Annotated in this window: 18 protein-coding genes and 7 pseudogenes; 24 read left to right on the top strand and 1 reads right to left on the bottom strand. The window is 36.6% G+C overall.

Annotated elements, in window-relative coordinates; genetic code table 11:
- The 24 genes and pseudogenes from IPH11_12620 (at position 1) to IPH11_12505 (ending at position 16,005) form a co-directional block, all read left to right on the top strand.
- Positions 1-568, top strand: a pseudogene (locus IPH11_12620) (ATP-binding cassette domain-containing protein).
- Positions 569-782: 214 nt separating this feature from the next.
- On the top strand, positions 783-1,028 hold the full coding sequence (locus IPH11_12615) for a hypothetical protein (GenBank protein MBK6914437.1): 246 nt from the start codon (positions 783-785) through the stop codon (positions 1,026-1,028).
- Between the two features lie 176 nt (positions 1,029-1,204).
- Positions 1,205-1,646, top strand: a pseudogene (locus tag IPH11_12610) (DUF2721 domain-containing protein).
- Between the two features lie 243 nt (positions 1,647-1,889).
- Complete coding sequence (locus IPH11_12605; protein ID MBK6914436.1) at positions 1,890-2,069, top strand: hypothetical protein; 180 nt, start codon at positions 1,890-1,892, stop codon at positions 2,067-2,069.
- The gene (locus IPH11_12600) at positions 2,032-3,849 is read left to right on the top strand and encodes a M1 family metallopeptidase (protein ID MBK6914435.1); all 1,818 of its coding nucleotides are present in this window, start codon (positions 2,032-2,034) and stop codon (positions 3,847-3,849) included. The genes IPH11_12605 and IPH11_12600 overlap by 38 nt, the downstream gene beginning before the upstream one ends.
- A pseudogene (locus IPH11_12595) lies at positions 3,830-4,226 on the top strand (T9SS type A sorting domain-containing protein). Before IPH11_12600 ends, IPH11_12595 begins: the two are co-directional and overlap by 20 nt.
- A 198-nt stretch (positions 4,227-4,424) precedes the next feature.
- On the top strand, positions 4,425-5,126 hold the full coding sequence (locus IPH11_12590) for a YggS family pyridoxal phosphate-dependent enzyme (protein ID MBK6914434.1): 702 nt from the start codon (positions 4,425-4,427) through the stop codon (positions 5,124-5,126).
- The gene (locus IPH11_12585) at positions 5,123-5,659 is read left to right on the top strand and encodes a DivIVA domain-containing protein (GenBank protein MBK6914433.1); all 537 of its coding nucleotides are present in this window, start codon (positions 5,123-5,125) and stop codon (positions 5,657-5,659) included. Before IPH11_12590 ends, IPH11_12585 begins: the two co-directional genes overlap by 4 nt.
- A gap of 1 nt (position 5,660) precedes the next feature.
- Positions 5,661-6,481: pseudogene (locus IPH11_12580) on the top strand (purine-nucleoside phosphorylase).
- Positions 6,481-6,735 carry a hypothetical protein gene (locus tag IPH11_12575; protein MBK6914432.1) on the top strand — a complete coding sequence of 85 codons (255 nt, stop codon included), beginning with the start codon at positions 6,481-6,483 and terminating at the stop codon, positions 6,733-6,735. Before IPH11_12580 ends, IPH11_12575 begins: the two are co-directional and overlap by 1 nt.
- A 64-nt stretch (positions 6,736-6,799) precedes the next feature.
- Positions 6,800-7,090: a hypothetical protein gene (locus IPH11_12570; GenBank protein MBK6914431.1), complete on the top strand. Its 291-nt coding sequence runs from the start codon at positions 6,800-6,802 to the stop codon at positions 7,088-7,090.
- A 17-nt stretch (positions 7,091-7,107) separates the two neighbouring features.
- Positions 7,108-10,259, top strand: a pseudogene (locus IPH11_12565) (isoleucine--tRNA ligase).
- Between the two features lie 17 nt (positions 10,260-10,276).
- Positions 10,277-11,038 carry a conjugal transfer protein TraR gene (locus IPH11_12560; GenBank protein MBK6914430.1) on the top strand — a complete coding sequence of 254 codons (762 nt, stop codon included), beginning with the start codon at positions 10,277-10,279 and terminating at the stop codon, positions 11,036-11,038.
- 127 nt (positions 11,039-11,165) lie between these two features.
- Positions 11,166-11,675 carry a signal peptidase II gene (locus IPH11_12555; GenBank protein ID MBK6914429.1) on the top strand — a complete coding sequence of 170 codons (510 nt, stop codon included), beginning with the start codon at positions 11,166-11,168 and terminating at the stop codon, positions 11,673-11,675.
- Positions 11,676-12,384, top strand: a pseudogene (locus tag IPH11_12550) (signal peptidase II). It begins immediately after the preceding gene.
- Positions 12,347-13,351: an RluA family pseudouridine synthase gene (locus IPH11_12545; GenBank protein MBK6914428.1), complete on the top strand. Its 1,005-nt coding sequence runs from the start codon at positions 12,347-12,349 to the stop codon at positions 13,349-13,351. Before IPH11_12550 ends, IPH11_12545 begins: the two are co-directional and overlap by 38 nt.
- A 310-nt stretch (positions 13,352-13,661) precedes the next feature.
- Positions 13,662-14,118: pseudogene (locus IPH11_12540) on the top strand (hypothetical protein).
- Positions 14,102-14,182 (top strand): hypothetical protein, encoded by an 81-nt coding sequence (locus IPH11_12535; GenBank protein ID MBK6914427.1) that lies wholly within the window; start codon positions 14,102-14,104, stop codon positions 14,180-14,182. Before IPH11_12540 ends, IPH11_12535 begins: the two are co-directional and overlap by 17 nt.
- Positions 14,183-14,301: 119 nt before the next feature.
- Complete coding sequence (locus IPH11_12530) at positions 14,302-14,433, top strand: hypothetical protein (protein ID MBK6914426.1); 132 nt, start codon at positions 14,302-14,304, stop codon at positions 14,431-14,433.
- 260 nt (positions 14,434-14,693) lie between these two features.
- Positions 14,694-14,834 carry a hypothetical protein gene (locus IPH11_12525; protein ID MBK6914425.1) on the top strand — a complete coding sequence of 47 codons (141 nt, stop codon included), beginning with the start codon at positions 14,694-14,696 and terminating at the stop codon, positions 14,832-14,834.
- Between the two features lie 36 nt (positions 14,835-14,870).
- Positions 14,871-15,065, top strand: a complete 195-nt coding sequence (locus tag IPH11_12520; GenBank protein ID MBK6914424.1) for a hypothetical protein — start codon at positions 14,871-14,873, stop codon at positions 15,063-15,065.
- Between the two features lie 316 nt (positions 15,066-15,381).
- Positions 15,382-15,522, top strand: coding sequence for a hypothetical protein (locus IPH11_12515; protein MBK6914423.1), 141 nt, complete (start codon positions 15,382-15,384; stop codon positions 15,520-15,522).
- A gap of 240 nt (positions 15,523-15,762) precedes the next feature.
- Positions 15,763-15,837 (top strand): hypothetical protein, encoded by a 75-nt coding sequence (locus tag IPH11_12510; protein ID MBK6914422.1) that lies wholly within the window; start codon positions 15,763-15,765, stop codon positions 15,835-15,837.
- Positions 15,838-16,005, top strand: a complete 168-nt coding sequence (locus tag IPH11_12505) for a hypothetical protein (GenBank protein MBK6914421.1) — start codon at positions 15,838-15,840, stop codon at positions 16,003-16,005.
- 157 nt (positions 16,006-16,162) lie between these two features.
- On the opposite strand, the gene IPH11_12500 is transcribed toward IPH11_12505, so the two are convergent.
- On the bottom strand, positions 16,163-16,309 hold the full coding sequence (locus IPH11_12500; GenBank protein MBK6914420.1) for a hypothetical protein: 147 nt from the start codon (positions 16,307-16,309) through the stop codon (positions 16,163-16,165).
- Between the last annotated feature and the right edge of the window lie 130 nt (positions 16,310-16,439).

Raw genomic sequence — 16,439 nt, 5'->3', positions numbered from 1 at the left:
TGCGGAAAAAGTGTCTTGATTAAACACATTGTCGGCTTGCTCAGCCTGATGACGGTTATGTAAAAGTTGAAGGGGAAATTATAAATGACCCTCGATCAGAAAAGACTTTATGAGATTAGCAAAAAATTTGGTTTTCTTTTTCAGGGGGCAGCGCTTTTTGATTCAATGACTATTGAAGAAAATGTAGGGCTGCCGTTAGTCGAGTCGAAGAATGGTTTTACTAAATCTGAAATTCTAAAAGCTGTCCGCGAAAAACTTGAGTTAGTCGGGCTAACGAATGTGGGAAAATTAAACCGGCAGAACTTTCCGGCGGAATGAAAAAAAGGGTGGGGCTTGCACGCGCACTTATCACAAATCCCGATTACATTCTTTACGATGAACCAACAACGGGACTCGACCCAATTATGTCTGATTCGATTGATGCACTTATAAAAGAATTAAGCGGGAAAATAAAAGTGACCTCGGTAGTTGTTACTCACGATATGTACAGCGTAAAAATATTGCCGATAAAGTTGCAATGCTGCACGATGGTAAAATTTATTTTACTGATCAACTGATGAATTATTAAAATCAAGGACCAAGTGATATTAGATTTTATTAAGAGAAGTGAAATTTAAACCCGGAAATTTTTCTGTTTTAACTTTTCATTTCATAACTTTCTTGCGACAGTTATTTTTAATTAATGTGTGAAAATTATTTAACGGCTCTGCTCTAACTATTTCAGCAAATGAAAAAATTAATCATTATAAGTGATAGGGAATGCAATAATTTGACCTGCAGGTTTGCCCGAAAGTTTTTTGAATTGGAGGGTGTTTACTTGCAGGAATGGAAATGTCGCTGTTGACTTTATAGAAAAAACTAATCCTGATTTTGTTTTTGTTGATTTTGTAAAACGGACCGCAGATGATAATCTTCTTGAAATTTTAAATAATTTTGAATCGAATCATCGCTTCAGAGTTCATTTATTTTATCTTTCATTCTTTAAATCTAGTCTTTTGAAATTAATACCTTCCAAATTGTTGATGTAGTAATTGAAAATTTTATCAGTCGTCAAACGGCAAAATAAATTTTCCACTTGCATCTGTCTTAATCTACTTTCGTAAATCATTGATCTAAAATCAAAGCATTCATTATCTTTGAATCAAATAAAAAAATAATTATTAAAATGAACATTTCAATTTCGGTAGTTGAAGTTATTCAATCAATGCTTGCCCCCGGAATAATGATATCCGCTTGCGGCTTGCTTTTGCTTGGCATGAATAATAAATACTCACTCGTTGTAAACAGAATTCGCCTGCTTAACGAAGAACGCAGGCGCACCATCCATAAATATAGTGACGAAAATCTTGCTTACCCGGAAAACATTAGACTCGAAAGTATTTCTAAACAAATCACAAGTTTGGTTTACAGAGTTAAACTTGTTCGCAATGCAGTATTAAGCTATACAATTGCTGTTGCTCTTTTTGTACTTACATCGCTTTTCATCGGGCTTGCATTTTTGTTCAACTCTCTGGGAGCTAAATTACTTTGTTACAATTTTTTTCCTGATTGGTATGTTATCAGTATTGGTCGGGATTATATTTGCCGCTTATGAGACAATTAAAGGATATGAAATCGTAAACTTTGAAGTCTCTATTGATGAATAGGAATTATATCTTCTGGGTCTCTATTTTATAATGACGGAAAACAGTTCTAAGTTTGGTCAACGTTTTTAATAATTAAATAATGATACGCAAAAGAATAAATGTGAATATCTGACATCTTCATTTTCAAAATGAATTCCGTAAAAAATTATTTTTTCTTTTTGATATTCAATCTCTGAATTCATTTAAAAGATGTCCTCTTTCTATTTTGCGCAGGATGACTAATTAAATTTCAGGGAGATCAATATGAAAAAATTCTTACTTTTGTTTCTTCTCATTTCAGCTGCTGTCCAAACAAATATTTTATCTCAAATACAAACAAACAGCGGCTCTCAATATTGCTACCAAAATAAAATTCATTCACAAAATGGAGTGCAGCCCGGAAATATTGAAGCAAATATTATTCATTCGGACCAATGCAATTAATTACGAGTTAAACCTTGATATCTACAATAATTTTTTAAGCCCTTATCCTAAATCTTTTAAGGGATACGAAATCTTAACATTTGAAGTTGACTCAACACTCAACTCAATCAAATTGAATGCGGTTAATACCTCATTGCAAATTGATTCAGTTGACATGGCAGGGGTTTCTTTCACTCACGTAAATAACATTTTAACAATCACGCTTGACCGGACTTACAATGTTAGCGAAACAGCAGATGTGAAAATTTATTATCAGCACAAGAATGTAGCCGATAACGTGGTATATGTCAGCAGTGGATTTTTCTTCACCGACTGCGAACCCGAAGGCGCGCGCAAGTGGTTCCCATGCTGGGATAAACCTTCCGACAAAGCTACACTTGATTTAACTGTTAGAGTTCCTGCAACCGTAAAACTTGGTTCAAATGGCAGACTTGAAGATTCAATCAAAACTGCCGATACAATTTATTACAACTGGGTAAGCAGAGATAACATCGCAACTTATTTATTTGTCATTAGTGGAAAAGTAAATTATAATTTAGATATAGTTTACTGGCATAAATTATCTAACCCGAACGACAGCATTCCGCTAAGGTTCTACTGGAACCAGGGGGAAAACCATAGCTCCGTAATACAAATGGAAGAAGCTACACTTGAAATGACAGATCAATATTCAACCTTATTTGGTGAACATCCTTTTGAAAAAAACGGCTTCGCAACTCTGAATAGTTCATTCCCTTGGGGGGGCATGGAAAACCAAACTCTAACGAGCCTTTGCCCGGGCTGCTGGAGCGAAGGATTGATCTCTCACGAGTACGCACATCAGTGGTTTGGCGATATGATCACCTGTGCAACTTGGGCAGATATCTGGTTGAACGAAGGCTTTGCCACGTATTCTGAAGCACTTTGGATAGAACATACTTCCGGTTACTCTTCATATAAAAATACTATAAACGGTGATGCTGACTACTATTTATCTGCTAATCCCGGATGGGCAATCTCGGAACCTGATTGGGCAATAAATACCCCATCCAATGATATACTTTTTAATTATGCGATCACTTATGTTAAAGGCGCTTGCGTTCTTCATCAGTTAAGATACGTTATGGGTGATGATAAATTCTTCGAAGGAATTATGAATTATGCAACTGACCCAAATTTAAAATATCACAGCGCCGTTACTTCTGATCTTCAGGAAAATATGAGCGCTGCTTATGGCGAAGATTTAAGCTGGTTTTTTGACGAGTGGATTTTTGAACCGAATCATCCTATCTACGCAAATGGATATTGGATACAATCAACCGGTGCAAATGCATGGGAGGTGGGATTTCAAGCGAAGCAAACCCAATCAAATACTGTATTTCATAAAATGCCCATCGAAATTAAAATACATTTTTCCACTGGAATTGACACACTTATAAGAGTAATGAATGATGTGAATGAACAAGTTTATATTTTTAATTTCAATCGCCAGCCGCTAACAGTCACATTCGATCCTGATCGTGAAATAGTTTTAAAACAAGCCACGCTTAGTGTTATTCCACCTATTCCAGTCGAACTAACCTTTTTCACCGCAAATGTAATGCAAAACTCAGTTTCGCTAAACTGGCAAACTGCAACGGAGACAAATAACAGTGGGTTTGAAATAGAAAGAAAACAAGTCGGCAGTCCGCAGTCTTCAGTTGGCAATTTGGATTGGAGTGTTGTTGGTTTTGTTCCCGGCTTCGGTACTACTACCGAACCTAAGAGTTATTCTTTCACTGATGAAAATCTCTTTGGGTAAATATCAATACAGGTTAAAACAAAATGATTTTGATGGAACGTTTGAATATTCAAACACAGTTGAAGTGGAAATAAATTCACCAACAGAATTTACACTTGAACAGAATTATCCGAATCCATTTAATCCAACAACAAAAATAAAATATACAATTCCTTCAACTCCCCTCTCCTTTGGAGAGGGGTTGGGGGTGAGGCTTCTTGTGTATGACATACTTGGCAACGAAGTAGCCACACTCGTAAACGAGCAGCAGCAGCCCCGGCACGTATGAAGTAGAGTTTAACGCAGGACAGAATATCAGCCTGTCCAGCGGAGTTTACTACTACCAATTAAGGTCAGGTGGTTTCGTTGAAACTAAGAAGATGATAATTCAAAAATAATATCAAATGTCAGAAGTATTCTAAAAGCATTTCTTTCAAGGCAGCTTTAGTTAGCTGCCTTTTAATAATTTTCTTTCACCTTCCTGTTAAAGCACAAAGATTTTCAATTTGTAAATGTTTGCTCTGCCGGCTTTTTCTAACAAAATTTTCGTTGATTTTCTGTAAATTAAGGTATAGATTCACAACCTTAATTTTGAAATGATTGCTAATAATATTGTTGCACTGCGAAACCGGATTCAGAAAAAGTGTTCAGAATGTGGTCGGAACGTTAATGAAATTAAGCTGATTGCAGTCTCAAAGTATTTTGGAATTGATGCAATCAATCAGGCAATTGATGCAGGTATTTCAGACTTTGGCGAAAATAAAGCGCAGGAATTAAATCTGAAATTTGAAAAAATCGGCAGCAAAGTCACCTGGCATTTTATCGGCAATCTTCAGATGAATAAAGTAAAATATGCTGTGAATTGTGCAGAGATTATCCACTCAGTTGATTCATTTGAACTTGCAGAAGAGATAGCAAAAAAAGCTGAAGTAATAGGAAAAGTTCAGAAAATTTTGGTGCAGGTAAAAACATCTGATGAAGAAACCAAGTCAGGTGCCGAGAGTGAAACTGAAGTTAGAAATATTTTAAAATTTTGTAAGTTGAGCAAAAATCTAAATGTATTAGGTTTAATGACAATTGCACCTTTAACCGAGAATGAAATTCTAATCAGAAAAAGTTTTAGAGATTTAAAAAATTTATTAATAAAATTTAATTCTGAAGGTTATCAATTACGCGAACTCTCAATGGGAATGACAAGTGATTTTGAAATTGCAATTGAAGAAGGTTCAACTATGCTGCGAATTGGTTCAGCAATTTTTGGTGAAAGAGATTATTCAAAAAAATGGAATGAGTTATGAAGTTTTCTCCGCTTAGTATTAAACAGCAAGAGTTCAGTAAGTCAATGCGCGGCTACGAAACCGAAGAGGTTCAAGCATTCCTCGAAAAACTCGCTGATGAATTTGACAACCTTTACAAAGAAAACGAAAAACTAAAACGAGAATTAGATGAGTTGAATATTAAAGTTACTGACTATAAGCGAATAGAAAAAAATCTTCAGGATACTTTATTAAAAGCGCAGGATTCAACTTCCCGGACTATGGAGTCTTCAAAAAAACAAGCCAACCTCCTGGTGAAAGAAGCAGAACTTAAAGCCTCGCAACTATTGGAGAAAGCCCGTGAGCAAGCGAATGAAATTCGTGATGCAGTTATTAGACTTCGCGACGAAAAAGACTTTCTAATTGCAAGACTTAAGTCTATCGTAAACACCCAATCGAATCTTCTCGAAACAAAAGTTGCTTATGCCGGTGAAGAAAATCCTGCACCTCGAAAAACTGATGAATCAAAAGATCTCGATCTAAACATTGATGATATAGTTAATAAAATTTTATAATATGAGCGAATTAAAAAATAAAATAGAACAAACCTTAGCTGTAATTAAAAAACATACTTCAGATAATTTCCCTGTTGGAATTGTTCTCGGAACAGGGCTTGGCGGTTTAGTCAGTGAAATAAAAATTGATATCGAAATTGATTATTCCGATCTGCCGCACTTTCCAATTTCAACTGTTGAATCTCACAAAGGAAGATTAATTTTGGCACAATTGGAAATAAGAAGGTGGTGGCAATGCAAGGCAGGTTTCATTATTACGAAGGCTACACGATGCAGCAAATAACTTATCCAATTCGCGTAATGAAATTTCTCGGTGTGCAAACACTGCTTGTATCAAACGCCTGCGGTGGAATGAATCCGCAATTTCGCAAAGGCGATGTTATGCTGATGACCGATCACATAAATCTACTCGGCGATAATCCATTGATTGGACCAAATGAAGATGAACTCGGGCCGCGCTTCCCCGATATGAGCGAACCTTATTCGCAAGAGCTGATAAACCTTGCCGAACAAATTGCACTTGAAAATAAATTAAAAATCCAAAAAGGTGTTTACATTGCTGTACCCGGTCCTAATCTCGAAACAAAAGCAGAGTACAGATTTCTGCGTGCAACCGGTGCTGACGTGGTGGGAATGTCCACCATCCCTGAAAATATTGTGGCTAACCAAATGGGAATGAAGGTGCTTGGAATCAGCATTATTACAGACGAATGTTTTCCTGATTCACTCAAACCCGTAAACGTTCAGGAAATAATCGAAACAGCAATGGCAGCAGAACCAAAAATGACTTTAATAATGAAAGAAGTAATCAGGAGACTTTAATGGAAATGAAGAAATTATCCCACTATGCCGCTCCGGTTTTACTTGCAATTTTTATTTTCTCATCTGATTTTCTTCAAACGGATTTATTCAAGTTTGGTGAAAATGATTTTGCCGTTTGGTTTGTTATGTCTATGCTGTGCTTCGCAAGCGGGTGGTATATCAATAAATCAATCGGATGGAATTTCGGCGGCAAAGTAGTTTTCGCAACAATTATTGCAGTCACAATAATTTCAATTTTTACAATTTCATTTTAATGAATATTTTGGAGCAAGCGAATTACTTTCCGAAAACCTTATTCTATTCAGCTTAAGAAATATTTTGCTTGGCTCAATGGCATTTTTTGGAATGGCGATTGAAGAAATTCTTACATCCAAACGCGACTCCGATCTAACGAATGAAAAAATCCGTGTTTATGAAAGCATTCTGCAGGAATCAAAAAAACTATCCGACCTTGAATTAAAAACAGCTCAGCTTAAAGCAAAAGAAATAATTTTTGAAGCAGAATCACAGGCAAAAAACATTATCCTGCGAAAAGAAAGAATCGAAAGAGAGTTGAAAGAATTTATTCAAACAGAAAAAGAATTAATTAAAAAATACGAACAACAGTAATTGATAAATCATAAAAAATGTTTAAACAAAATTTAGAAAAAATAAATTACCCCGAAATTGAACAACAAATATTAGAATTCTGGAAAGCAAATAGAACTTTTGAGAAAAGCATTTCCTCAAGAGATAAATCCAAATCATTCACCTTTTACGAAGGACCGCCAACAGCAAACGGCAAGCCTGGCATTCATCATGTAATGGCGCGTACGCTTAAAGATTTGATCTGCCGCTACAAAACACTGAAGGGCTACCGTGTAGAGCGTAAAGCCGGATGGGATACTCATGGTTTGCCTGTCGAAATTGAAGTCGAAAAAAGTCTCGGCATCAAACACAAAAGTGAAGTGATTGAATACGGCGTTGACAAATACAATCAAGCCTGCCGCAATTCTGTTTTCACTTATCTCGATCTTTGGGAAAAGATGACAGATAGGATGGGGTACTGGATTGATCTTGATTCTGCATATATCACACTTACAAATAATTATATCGAATCCGTTTGGTGGGCGCTAAAAACTTTATTCGATAAAGGACTGATTTATAAAGATTATAAAATAGTTCCGCAGGATCCCAAATCAGAAACTGTTTTGTCATCGCACGAACTTGCGCTCGGCTACCGCGAAACAAAAGATCCATCCGTTTATGTTTTATTCAAACTTGAACAGAAAGATGAATTCATTTTAGTATGGACGACAACACCGTGGACTTTGATTTCCAATGTTGCACTTGCTGTCGGTGCCGATATTGATTATGTAAAAGTAAATCATAAAGACAAAAAAATCATTCTCGCAAAAGAAAGATTGTCAGTCCTTGATGGTGAATATGAAATCATAGATGAATTCAAGGGATCTACTCTTGAGGGATTTTTTTACGAACAGTTGTTTGACTACGTTAAAGCAGATAAGAAAGCTTTTTACGTTGTTTGTGGGAATTTTGTAAGCACAGAAGACGGCTCCGGAGTGGTTCACATTGCCCCGGCCTTTGGCGCAGACGATTATGAAGTCTCTAAAAAATATGATCTGCCGATGATGCAGCCGGTTACGCGCGGTGGATTATTTACAGCCGAAGTTACGGACTTTGCCGGGCAATTCGTAAAAGATGCAGATGCCGGAATTATTCAAAAATTAAGACATGAAGGTGCGCTTTACAAAAAGGAAACTATCACCCATACATATCCTTTTAGCTGGCGGCACGAAAATGTTCCGGTAATTTATTATGCACGCGAGTCATGGTTTATCAAAACAACTTCGATAGCAGACAGGATGGTGGAACTAAACAAAACGATTAATTGGCAGCCGCCCGAAGTTGGCGCAGGAAGGTTCGGCAACTGGCTCGAAGAAAATAAAGACTGGGCACTTTCCCGCGATAGATTTTGGGCTACCCCCCTTCCAATCTGGGTTAGTGAAGACGGCGATATGATTGCAGTAGGAAGCATCGAGGAATTGAAAAAAGGTTTTTATGAAGATAACGGAGTTCGAACACCCGTTTCCGAACTAAAAGAAATTGATCTTCACAAACCATTTGTTGATCGAATAATTTTTGAAATAAACGGAAAAGTTTATAAACGCACACCTGAATTAATTGATGTTTGGTTTGATTCGGGCGCAATGCCTTTTGCTCAATATCATTACCCTTTTGAGAATAAAGAACTATTTGAAAAAAACTTTTTCCCTTCAGATTTTATTTGCGAAGGGATTGACCAGACACGCGGGTGGTTCTACACTCTTCATGCTATCGCAACAATGCTTTTTGATAGTGTCGCATTTAAAAATGTAATTGTGAACGAATTGATACTTGACAAAAACGGCTTGAAAATGTCAAAGTCGAAAGGCAATACAGTTGATCCTTTTATTTTATTTGATAAATATGGCGCCGACGCTACACGCTGGTATCTCGTAACAAACAGCCCGCCCTGGCGTCCGACTTTATTTGATGAAGAAGGATTGGTTGAAGTACAGCGTAAATTTTTCGGAACATTGACCAATACTTATTCATTCTTCGTGCTCTATGCGAATATTGACAAGTTCGATTTTTCATCACCTGCAATTGTTTATGCACAGCGACCCGAAATAGATAGATGGATTATTTCAAAATTAAATTCGTTAGTAACAGAATATGAAAACCTGATGGATAATTATGATGTTACGAAAGCAGCTCGTGCTGTTTCAAACTTCACAATTGATCAGCTTTCAAATTGGTACGTAAGAAGATGCAGAAGAAGATTCTGGAAATCTGAAATGAATGAGAATAAAATTTCCGCATATCAGACTTTGTATGAATGCTTAATAACCGTTTCGAAACTTACTTCCCCCTTCGCTCCCTTCGTCTCTGAAGAAATCTATCAGAATCTTAACTCGATAACAAAACTGGAAAAATTTGATTCGGTGCACTTATCAGAATTTCCAGCAGTAACCTATTCTGAAAAATCTCTTGAAGATAAAATGGAAGTTGCTCAGCAAGTTGTTTCAATTGCCCGAGCTATGAGAGCAAAAAATAATTTAAAGGTTCGCCAGCCTTTGAGCAAAATGATGGTGGTAGTTGAAAGCAGCAAAAGAGATGCCCTTTCTAAAATGAAAGATGTTATTCTTGAAGAAGTTAACATCAAAGAACTTATCGTTCTTCAAAATGATTCTGAAATAGTTAGTAAAACTGCAAAGGCTAATTTCAAATCTATTGGACCCAAATTTGGTAAGATGGTAAAATCTGTTGCTGCGGCTATAACGGAATTAGATGGAAATCAAATAAAAATTCTTGAAGAAGGTAAAAGTATTTTTCTTAATATTGCAGATTCAAAATTGAAATTTCGCAAAGTGATGTTGAAATTATCAGCAGTGAGATCAAAGGTTGGGTTGTAGAAAGTGAAGTCAGGGTCACTGTTGCAATAGATGCGGAACTTAATGATGAACTAATTTCCGAAGGTCTCGCACGAGAATTTGTTAATCGGATTCAGAATATGAGAAAAGATGCAGGATTTGAAGGAATTGATAAAATAAAAATTTATTATAAAGCTTCGGACGAGATTTTTCATGCAGTTTCAATTCACAAAGATTATATTGCGAGTGAAACTTTAGCAATTCAAATTTTGCAAAGTGAAATTTCAGACGGTGGATTTAATCAAGAATGGAAAATAGGCGAACAAGGCTGTTTAATTAAAATTGAAAAAGCAAATTCCTAAATAAAGGAGACCATATAATGGCTAAAAAAACACTCACTAAAAAAGCACTCACTAAAAAAGCACCGGCTAAAAAAACGACAGTTAAGAAAGCTTCGATTAAAAAAGTAAAAAAAACTCCGAAGAAGATAACTAAGGTTGTAAAAAAGATTATGCCTAAAACTGTAACTAAGAAAAAAGTAGTCAAAGAAATTGTAAAGAAAAAAACATCTCCAGTAGTTAAAACTGCTCCACCGAGCAAGACAAAAAAACCAGTTAAAACACCTAAACAGAAAGTCACAAAAAAAATTGTAATGAAAGAACCGAAGCAAACTAAAGTTGTTAAAAAAATAGAACCAATAGAAGTCCCCAAGACTAAGCCAATCACAAAAATAAAAGGTTACAGCAAAGAAGATCTTGCCCATTTTAGAAAGATTATTCTTGAAAAGCGGGATGAAATAATTGAACAACTTCAAAATTTAAAAGAGCAAATGCTCGATCCAACAACAGGCGAATACATTAACGAAAATTCTCCTTACTCGCTTCACATGGCTGAACAGGGTACAGACGCTATGGAACGAGAAAAAACTTTTCTCTATGCTCAGCGCGAAAATAAATTTCTTGGTTATCTCGACGATGCTCTGAAAAGAATAGACGCCGGAACTTACGGAATTTGCCTCGAGTGTATTGAAGAACCGCAGCATTTGTGTGATACCTGCCCCCTTGTTCCAAAAGCAAGGCTTGAAGCTGTACCGCATAGTCAGCTCTGCTTACCAATAAAACAAAAACAGGAGAAAAAATAAAAAGTCTATCATTATTTTTTCAGAAAATTTTAAGCACACAATTTGAAACTATTACTAATTTCTTTCGGGATAGTTCTCGCCGATCAGATTTCGAAGCTATATGTAAAAGGGATTCAATATTCCTTTCTTGAATTTTTCTAATAGCGGCTTGCCTTACGGAAGAAAAACTCCGCTGATAGATCATGTTTTACATTTGACTTTTGTTGAAAATCCAGGCATCGCATTTGGCATAGACTTCGGTGGAGAATTTAAACTGCTTATTTCCATTCTTACAATCATCGCATCGTTTAGTCTGCTGATTTATTTCTTCTTTGTAAGCAAAGAAAACATCGGGCAGCGTTTATCGCTTGCTTTAATTATTGGCGGTGCATTCGGCAACCTGATTGATAGAGTTTTTTATGGAGTATTCTATGGTTACGCTCCTCTACTTCAAGGCAAGGTGGTGGATTTCTTTGATGTCAGTTTTTTCAGATTCTATTTTTTCAACAAAACGATGGGCAATTATATTTTTAATGTTGCAGATGTTGCTGTTACACTTGGGGTTTTAATGCTTATTTTTTCTTATCATCGCAAACAAAAACCATCTTCATCAGAACTTGAAACTGAAGATAAAATTTTAGCAGAGCCGGGTGAATAATTGAGAGTTCTTTTCATTTCACTCATTGTAATCGTTTTAGACCAGGTTTCTAAAGTTTATGTGAAAGGCATTTCATTCCCATTAATTAATTTTAAGATTGAAGGTATGTATCCCGGCGAAATTATTCCGGTGATTGGTGAATTTTTCAGGATTACCTTCATTGAAAACCCCGGGCTTGCATTTGGCTTTGATCCGGTATAGATTTTAAATTAGCAATTTCGGTCTTCTCAGTTATAGCAAGCATTGGACTGCTTTTTTATCTCTTCAAAATAAAAGATCAAAAATTTCCATTACGTCTTTCAATTGCCTTTATACTCGGTGGTGCAATCGGCAATCTAATTGATAGAGTATTCTATGGAGTATTTTACGGCTACGCCCCTCTATTTTATGGAAAGGTAGTTGATTTTTTTGATGTGGATTTTTTGATTTCTCAATTCTTGGGAAGCATTACGATAGATGGCCTATCTTTAACATAGCAGATGCTTCAGTTACGATTGGTGTTTTAATACTTCTGCTCTTTTATAACTTTCATAAAAAAGAAGAAACAATTGAATCAGTTAGTGTAAACGAAACAGGCTCCGTATTAAATGATGATAAAAACACTGTTGAAGAAATAATCGGTAATGAAGAAAATAATTCTTCCGAAAAGTCTTTTACCAAAAGCAGAGAAGATGAGCAAGATAATAAGTCAAAAGACATACAAGTTTGAACTTCCCGCAGGAAAGACGAAAGAACGCCTCGATATTTTTCTTACCAACTCAATCGAAAATGCAACCCGTTCCAGAGTACAAAAACTAATTGATACAAAGTTTGTTTGGGTAAACCGGCGATACGTAAAATCAAATTACTTAGTTAAAGCCGGCGATATTGTTGAAGCAATCATTCCCATCTCCCCCCGCCCCGAAAAAGCTGAGCCTGAAAATATTCCACTTGATATCGTTTACGAGGACGATTTCCTGATTGTCGTTAATAAACCGGCAGGAATGGTTGCACATCCGGCTTATTCCAATTATACAGGAACACTTGTAAATGCTTTGCTTCACCACACAAGCCAATTGAGTGAAACAAGAGAGCCGATTCGACCGGGCATTGTTCACAGGATTGACAAGGATACAAGCGGCTTGCTTGTAGTTGCTAAAGACGATGTTACTCATCAGAAACTTGCATTGCAATTTTTTAAGCATACGGCTGAAAGAGAATATCACGCTATTTGCTGGGGAAAGATGGACGAACCCGAAGGTGTTTTTGATACGCTGATAACCCGAAGTAAACAGGATAGAAAAAAATTTGCAGTAAGCCGTATCGAAGGGAAACAAGCAATTACGCTTTATTTCGTAATTGAAGAATTCGAATTTGCCTCTTATCTAAAACTACGATTAAGAACAGGAAGAACTCATCAAATACGAGTTCATCTATCAGCTTCAAATCATCCGATATTTGGTGACGCTACTTACGGCGGTGATAAAATTCATTTTGGTGCTGATCAGCCAAAAATGAAAAGCAGAATACAAAACCTACTTGAGGTCATCTTGAGACAGGCATTGCACGCAAAGACACTTGGATTTATTCATCCCCACACAAATGAGTTTATGAAATTCGATTCCGAATTGCCGGATGATATGAAAGAACTGCTTGAAAATTTAAAATTTAACCTGCCTGTGAATATATGTCTGTAGCTATCTCGTTGTGATTATTGGTTATTGTCCACAAACTATAGGTAACTAAGAGTACACAGACAGGATTGTCTGTGCTACTTGTCCCTTCTTTGACATATTATCACACTACTTGGCGTTAAGTTAAACCAAAATAATCGTGAAGTTTTTAATATATTTGAAATAAAAAATTATCATCTAATTCATCTATATTCTCTGGAAATACTAAATGACGAATCATAAAAAGATATTGAACAATTAACCATAAACACAATCAGATTTTTTAGCCATAGAAGGAGTGCAAAAGCAAACTCAGGTCATCCGGGGAATGCCGATGGGCTGCGCACCGATTGCTTATTTGCTATACTCAAAAATAATAAGGCACAACCCAGGCAACCCGAAATGGTTAAACCGCGACAGGTTTATTCTTTCCGTCAAGACATGGAAGTATGCTGCTGTATGCGATACTTCACTTATCCGGTTATGGTGTTTCGTTAGATGAGTTAAAAAATTTCCGGCAATGGGAAGCATCACACGGGACATCCGGAATTTGGATTAACACCGGAGTTGAAACAACTACCGGTCCGCTCGGGCAGGGGTTTTCTAACGCTGTGGGAATGGCAATAGCTGAAGCCTACCTTGCATCGTTATTTAATCAAGATGATATAAAGTTGATTGATCATTTTATTTATGGAATTTGCAGCGACGGTGAATTGATGGGGGAATCTCTCACGAAAGTGCTTCGCTTGCAGGTCACCTTAAACTTGGCAATTAATTTTCTTTTACGATGATAATAAAATTACAATTGATGGATCAACGTCTCTTGCTTTCTCTGAAGATATTCAAAAGATTTGATGCTTACGGCTGCATGTTTCAAACTGTGAAAGATGTAAATGATGTTGCGAGTCTTGAAGCCGCAGTGACGAATGCACAAAATGTTTTGACAAACCCTCCTCATAATTACAAAACACACAATGGGTTCCGGCAGCCCGAATAAGCAAGATTCATCCGACGCTCACGGCTCACCGCTCGGAGAAAGCAGAGATAAAACTTACAAAGCAAAATTTGGGCTGGCAGGAAGAAACACCTTTCTTTATTCCCGATGAAGTAAAAGAATTTTTAAGCAAGTACAAGTGAATGGAAAATCAGAAGAAAGAGAATGGAATAGAAATTTTTAGATTATCAAAAAAATATACTGAAGAGGCAAAATTATTTTCTGCAGTAATGCATGGAGATCTGGCAATGAATGGAAATTAAAATTACCGGTGTTTGCAGATGATGGGAAGAAGATGGCGCTGCAGCATCAGGAAAAGTTCTTAATTCAATAGCTTCCTCCCTTCCCCTCTGATTGGCGGATCTGCTGATCTTGCACCCATCAAATAATACTTTCTTAAAAGATTATAAAATTTTTCATCTGAGAAATACTCCGACAAGAAATTTTCACTTCGGAATTCGCGAACATGGAATGGCGGGGGTAATGAATGGAATGGCGATTTACGGCAGGTGATTCCTTACGGCGCAACTTTTAGATTTTTCAGATTATCTGCGCCCTTCCATACGGCTTGCATCGCTTTCAAAAATAAAACCGATTTATGTTTTACTCACGACGAGTATCGGGCTTGGCGAAGATGGACCAACTCATCAGCCTGTCGAACATCTTGCTTCTTTGCGGTTGCAATCCCCCGGACTGATTGTAATCAGACCTGCAGACGCAAACAGAAAACCGTCGCATGGTTAGCGGCTATCGAACATAAAGAAAGTCCCGTGGCGTTGATACTAACGAGGCGGGGGTTACCAATTCTCGATCAGAAAAATATTCTTCAGCCGAAAATCTCTTAAAGGGGGCGTATATTTTAAGACTCAAAATCAAAACCGGATTTGATCTTAATGGCTTCCGGTTCTGAAGTTTCATTAGCATTAAAAGCTACAGAAGCGCATGAGCTGTTGGAAGAGGAATGTAACCAGTAGTTAGCTTTCCTAGCTGGGAATTATTTGAGAAACAAAACGATGAATATAAAACACTGTGCTACCTCAAACATTAAAGAGAATCTCTAATGAGGGCGGGTGTTAGTCAGGGTTGGCAAAAATATGTTAGAGACGAAGGCATATCAATTAGTATGGAATCATTTGGCGCTTCTGCTCCTATAAAAATTTATTTAGAAAAATTTGGCTTTACTATTGAAAACAGCTTTTAGAACAAGCTAATAAAATTTTAAGTTGCGAAAAATATATCTTCATAAAATCAAAGGAAAAAAATGAAAAGACCATTTTATTGCTGATAATCGTGTTTGCCTTGGGTATTCAATTTATTCCTGTAGAAAAACTAACCCCTCCAGTAGAAGCAGAAATAAGAGCTCCTAAACTGGTGTCAGAAGTATTTAAAAATCGTGTTACGATTGTCATTCAGATGAAACAGTTGGTTATGGTATTCCGATATTGCGCCTGTTTCCTGGTTAATCATTAAAGATGTAAACGAAGGTAGAGAACATTTAAATTACCAATTGGGGTAGATGTCGCACGGCGATGTTGATAAAACCAGACGAGAAATCTGGGAAAAAATAGAAAGTGGTGAAATGCCTCTTGGTACTTATACACTAATTCATCCCGAAATAAAATTCTCTGAACCAGGATTTATCTATCATCAGGGAGTGGGCGGGAACAACGGCCAAGAAATTTAGATCAAATTAAATAACTTATAGCAAATAATTCAGCAAGACTTGAATTTTTGTCTGTGATAAATCATTACCGTTAAGTTACTACCAGAGAATTAAATAAACTAAAGCTTTGAACTAAAGATCGAAACTGAGTTGGATGGTAGAAACTTGCTGAAGCTGCCTAACTCTTAATCAGAATCAAATTTATTCTAAACTTTAACTTCTTTTCAACTGCTTCCAGAATTTCGCAGGACTTAACAAGTGCTTTCATTTTGTTGTGATCGTTATAAAGCGGTCTATCAACATCAAGATGACTTACATACAGCAAAAAATTACTTCGCCAAGCTTTTGCTACTCCCTATACCTGTTTGGAAATCACGAAAATCTAAAGCCTGTGCCGCCGCCATGAATTCTATCCCTAAAACTCCGTAAGCGTTATCAATTATTTGAGAATTTTT

Source organism: Ignavibacteriales bacterium, from assembly GCA_016709155.1.
Taxonomy (GTDB): Bacteria; Bacteroidota; Ignavibacteria; order Ignavibacteriales; family Ignavibacteriaceae; genus JADJEI01.
Note: the sequence above shows the minus strand (reverse complement) of the source record. Positions and strands in the feature narration are given on the sequence as shown.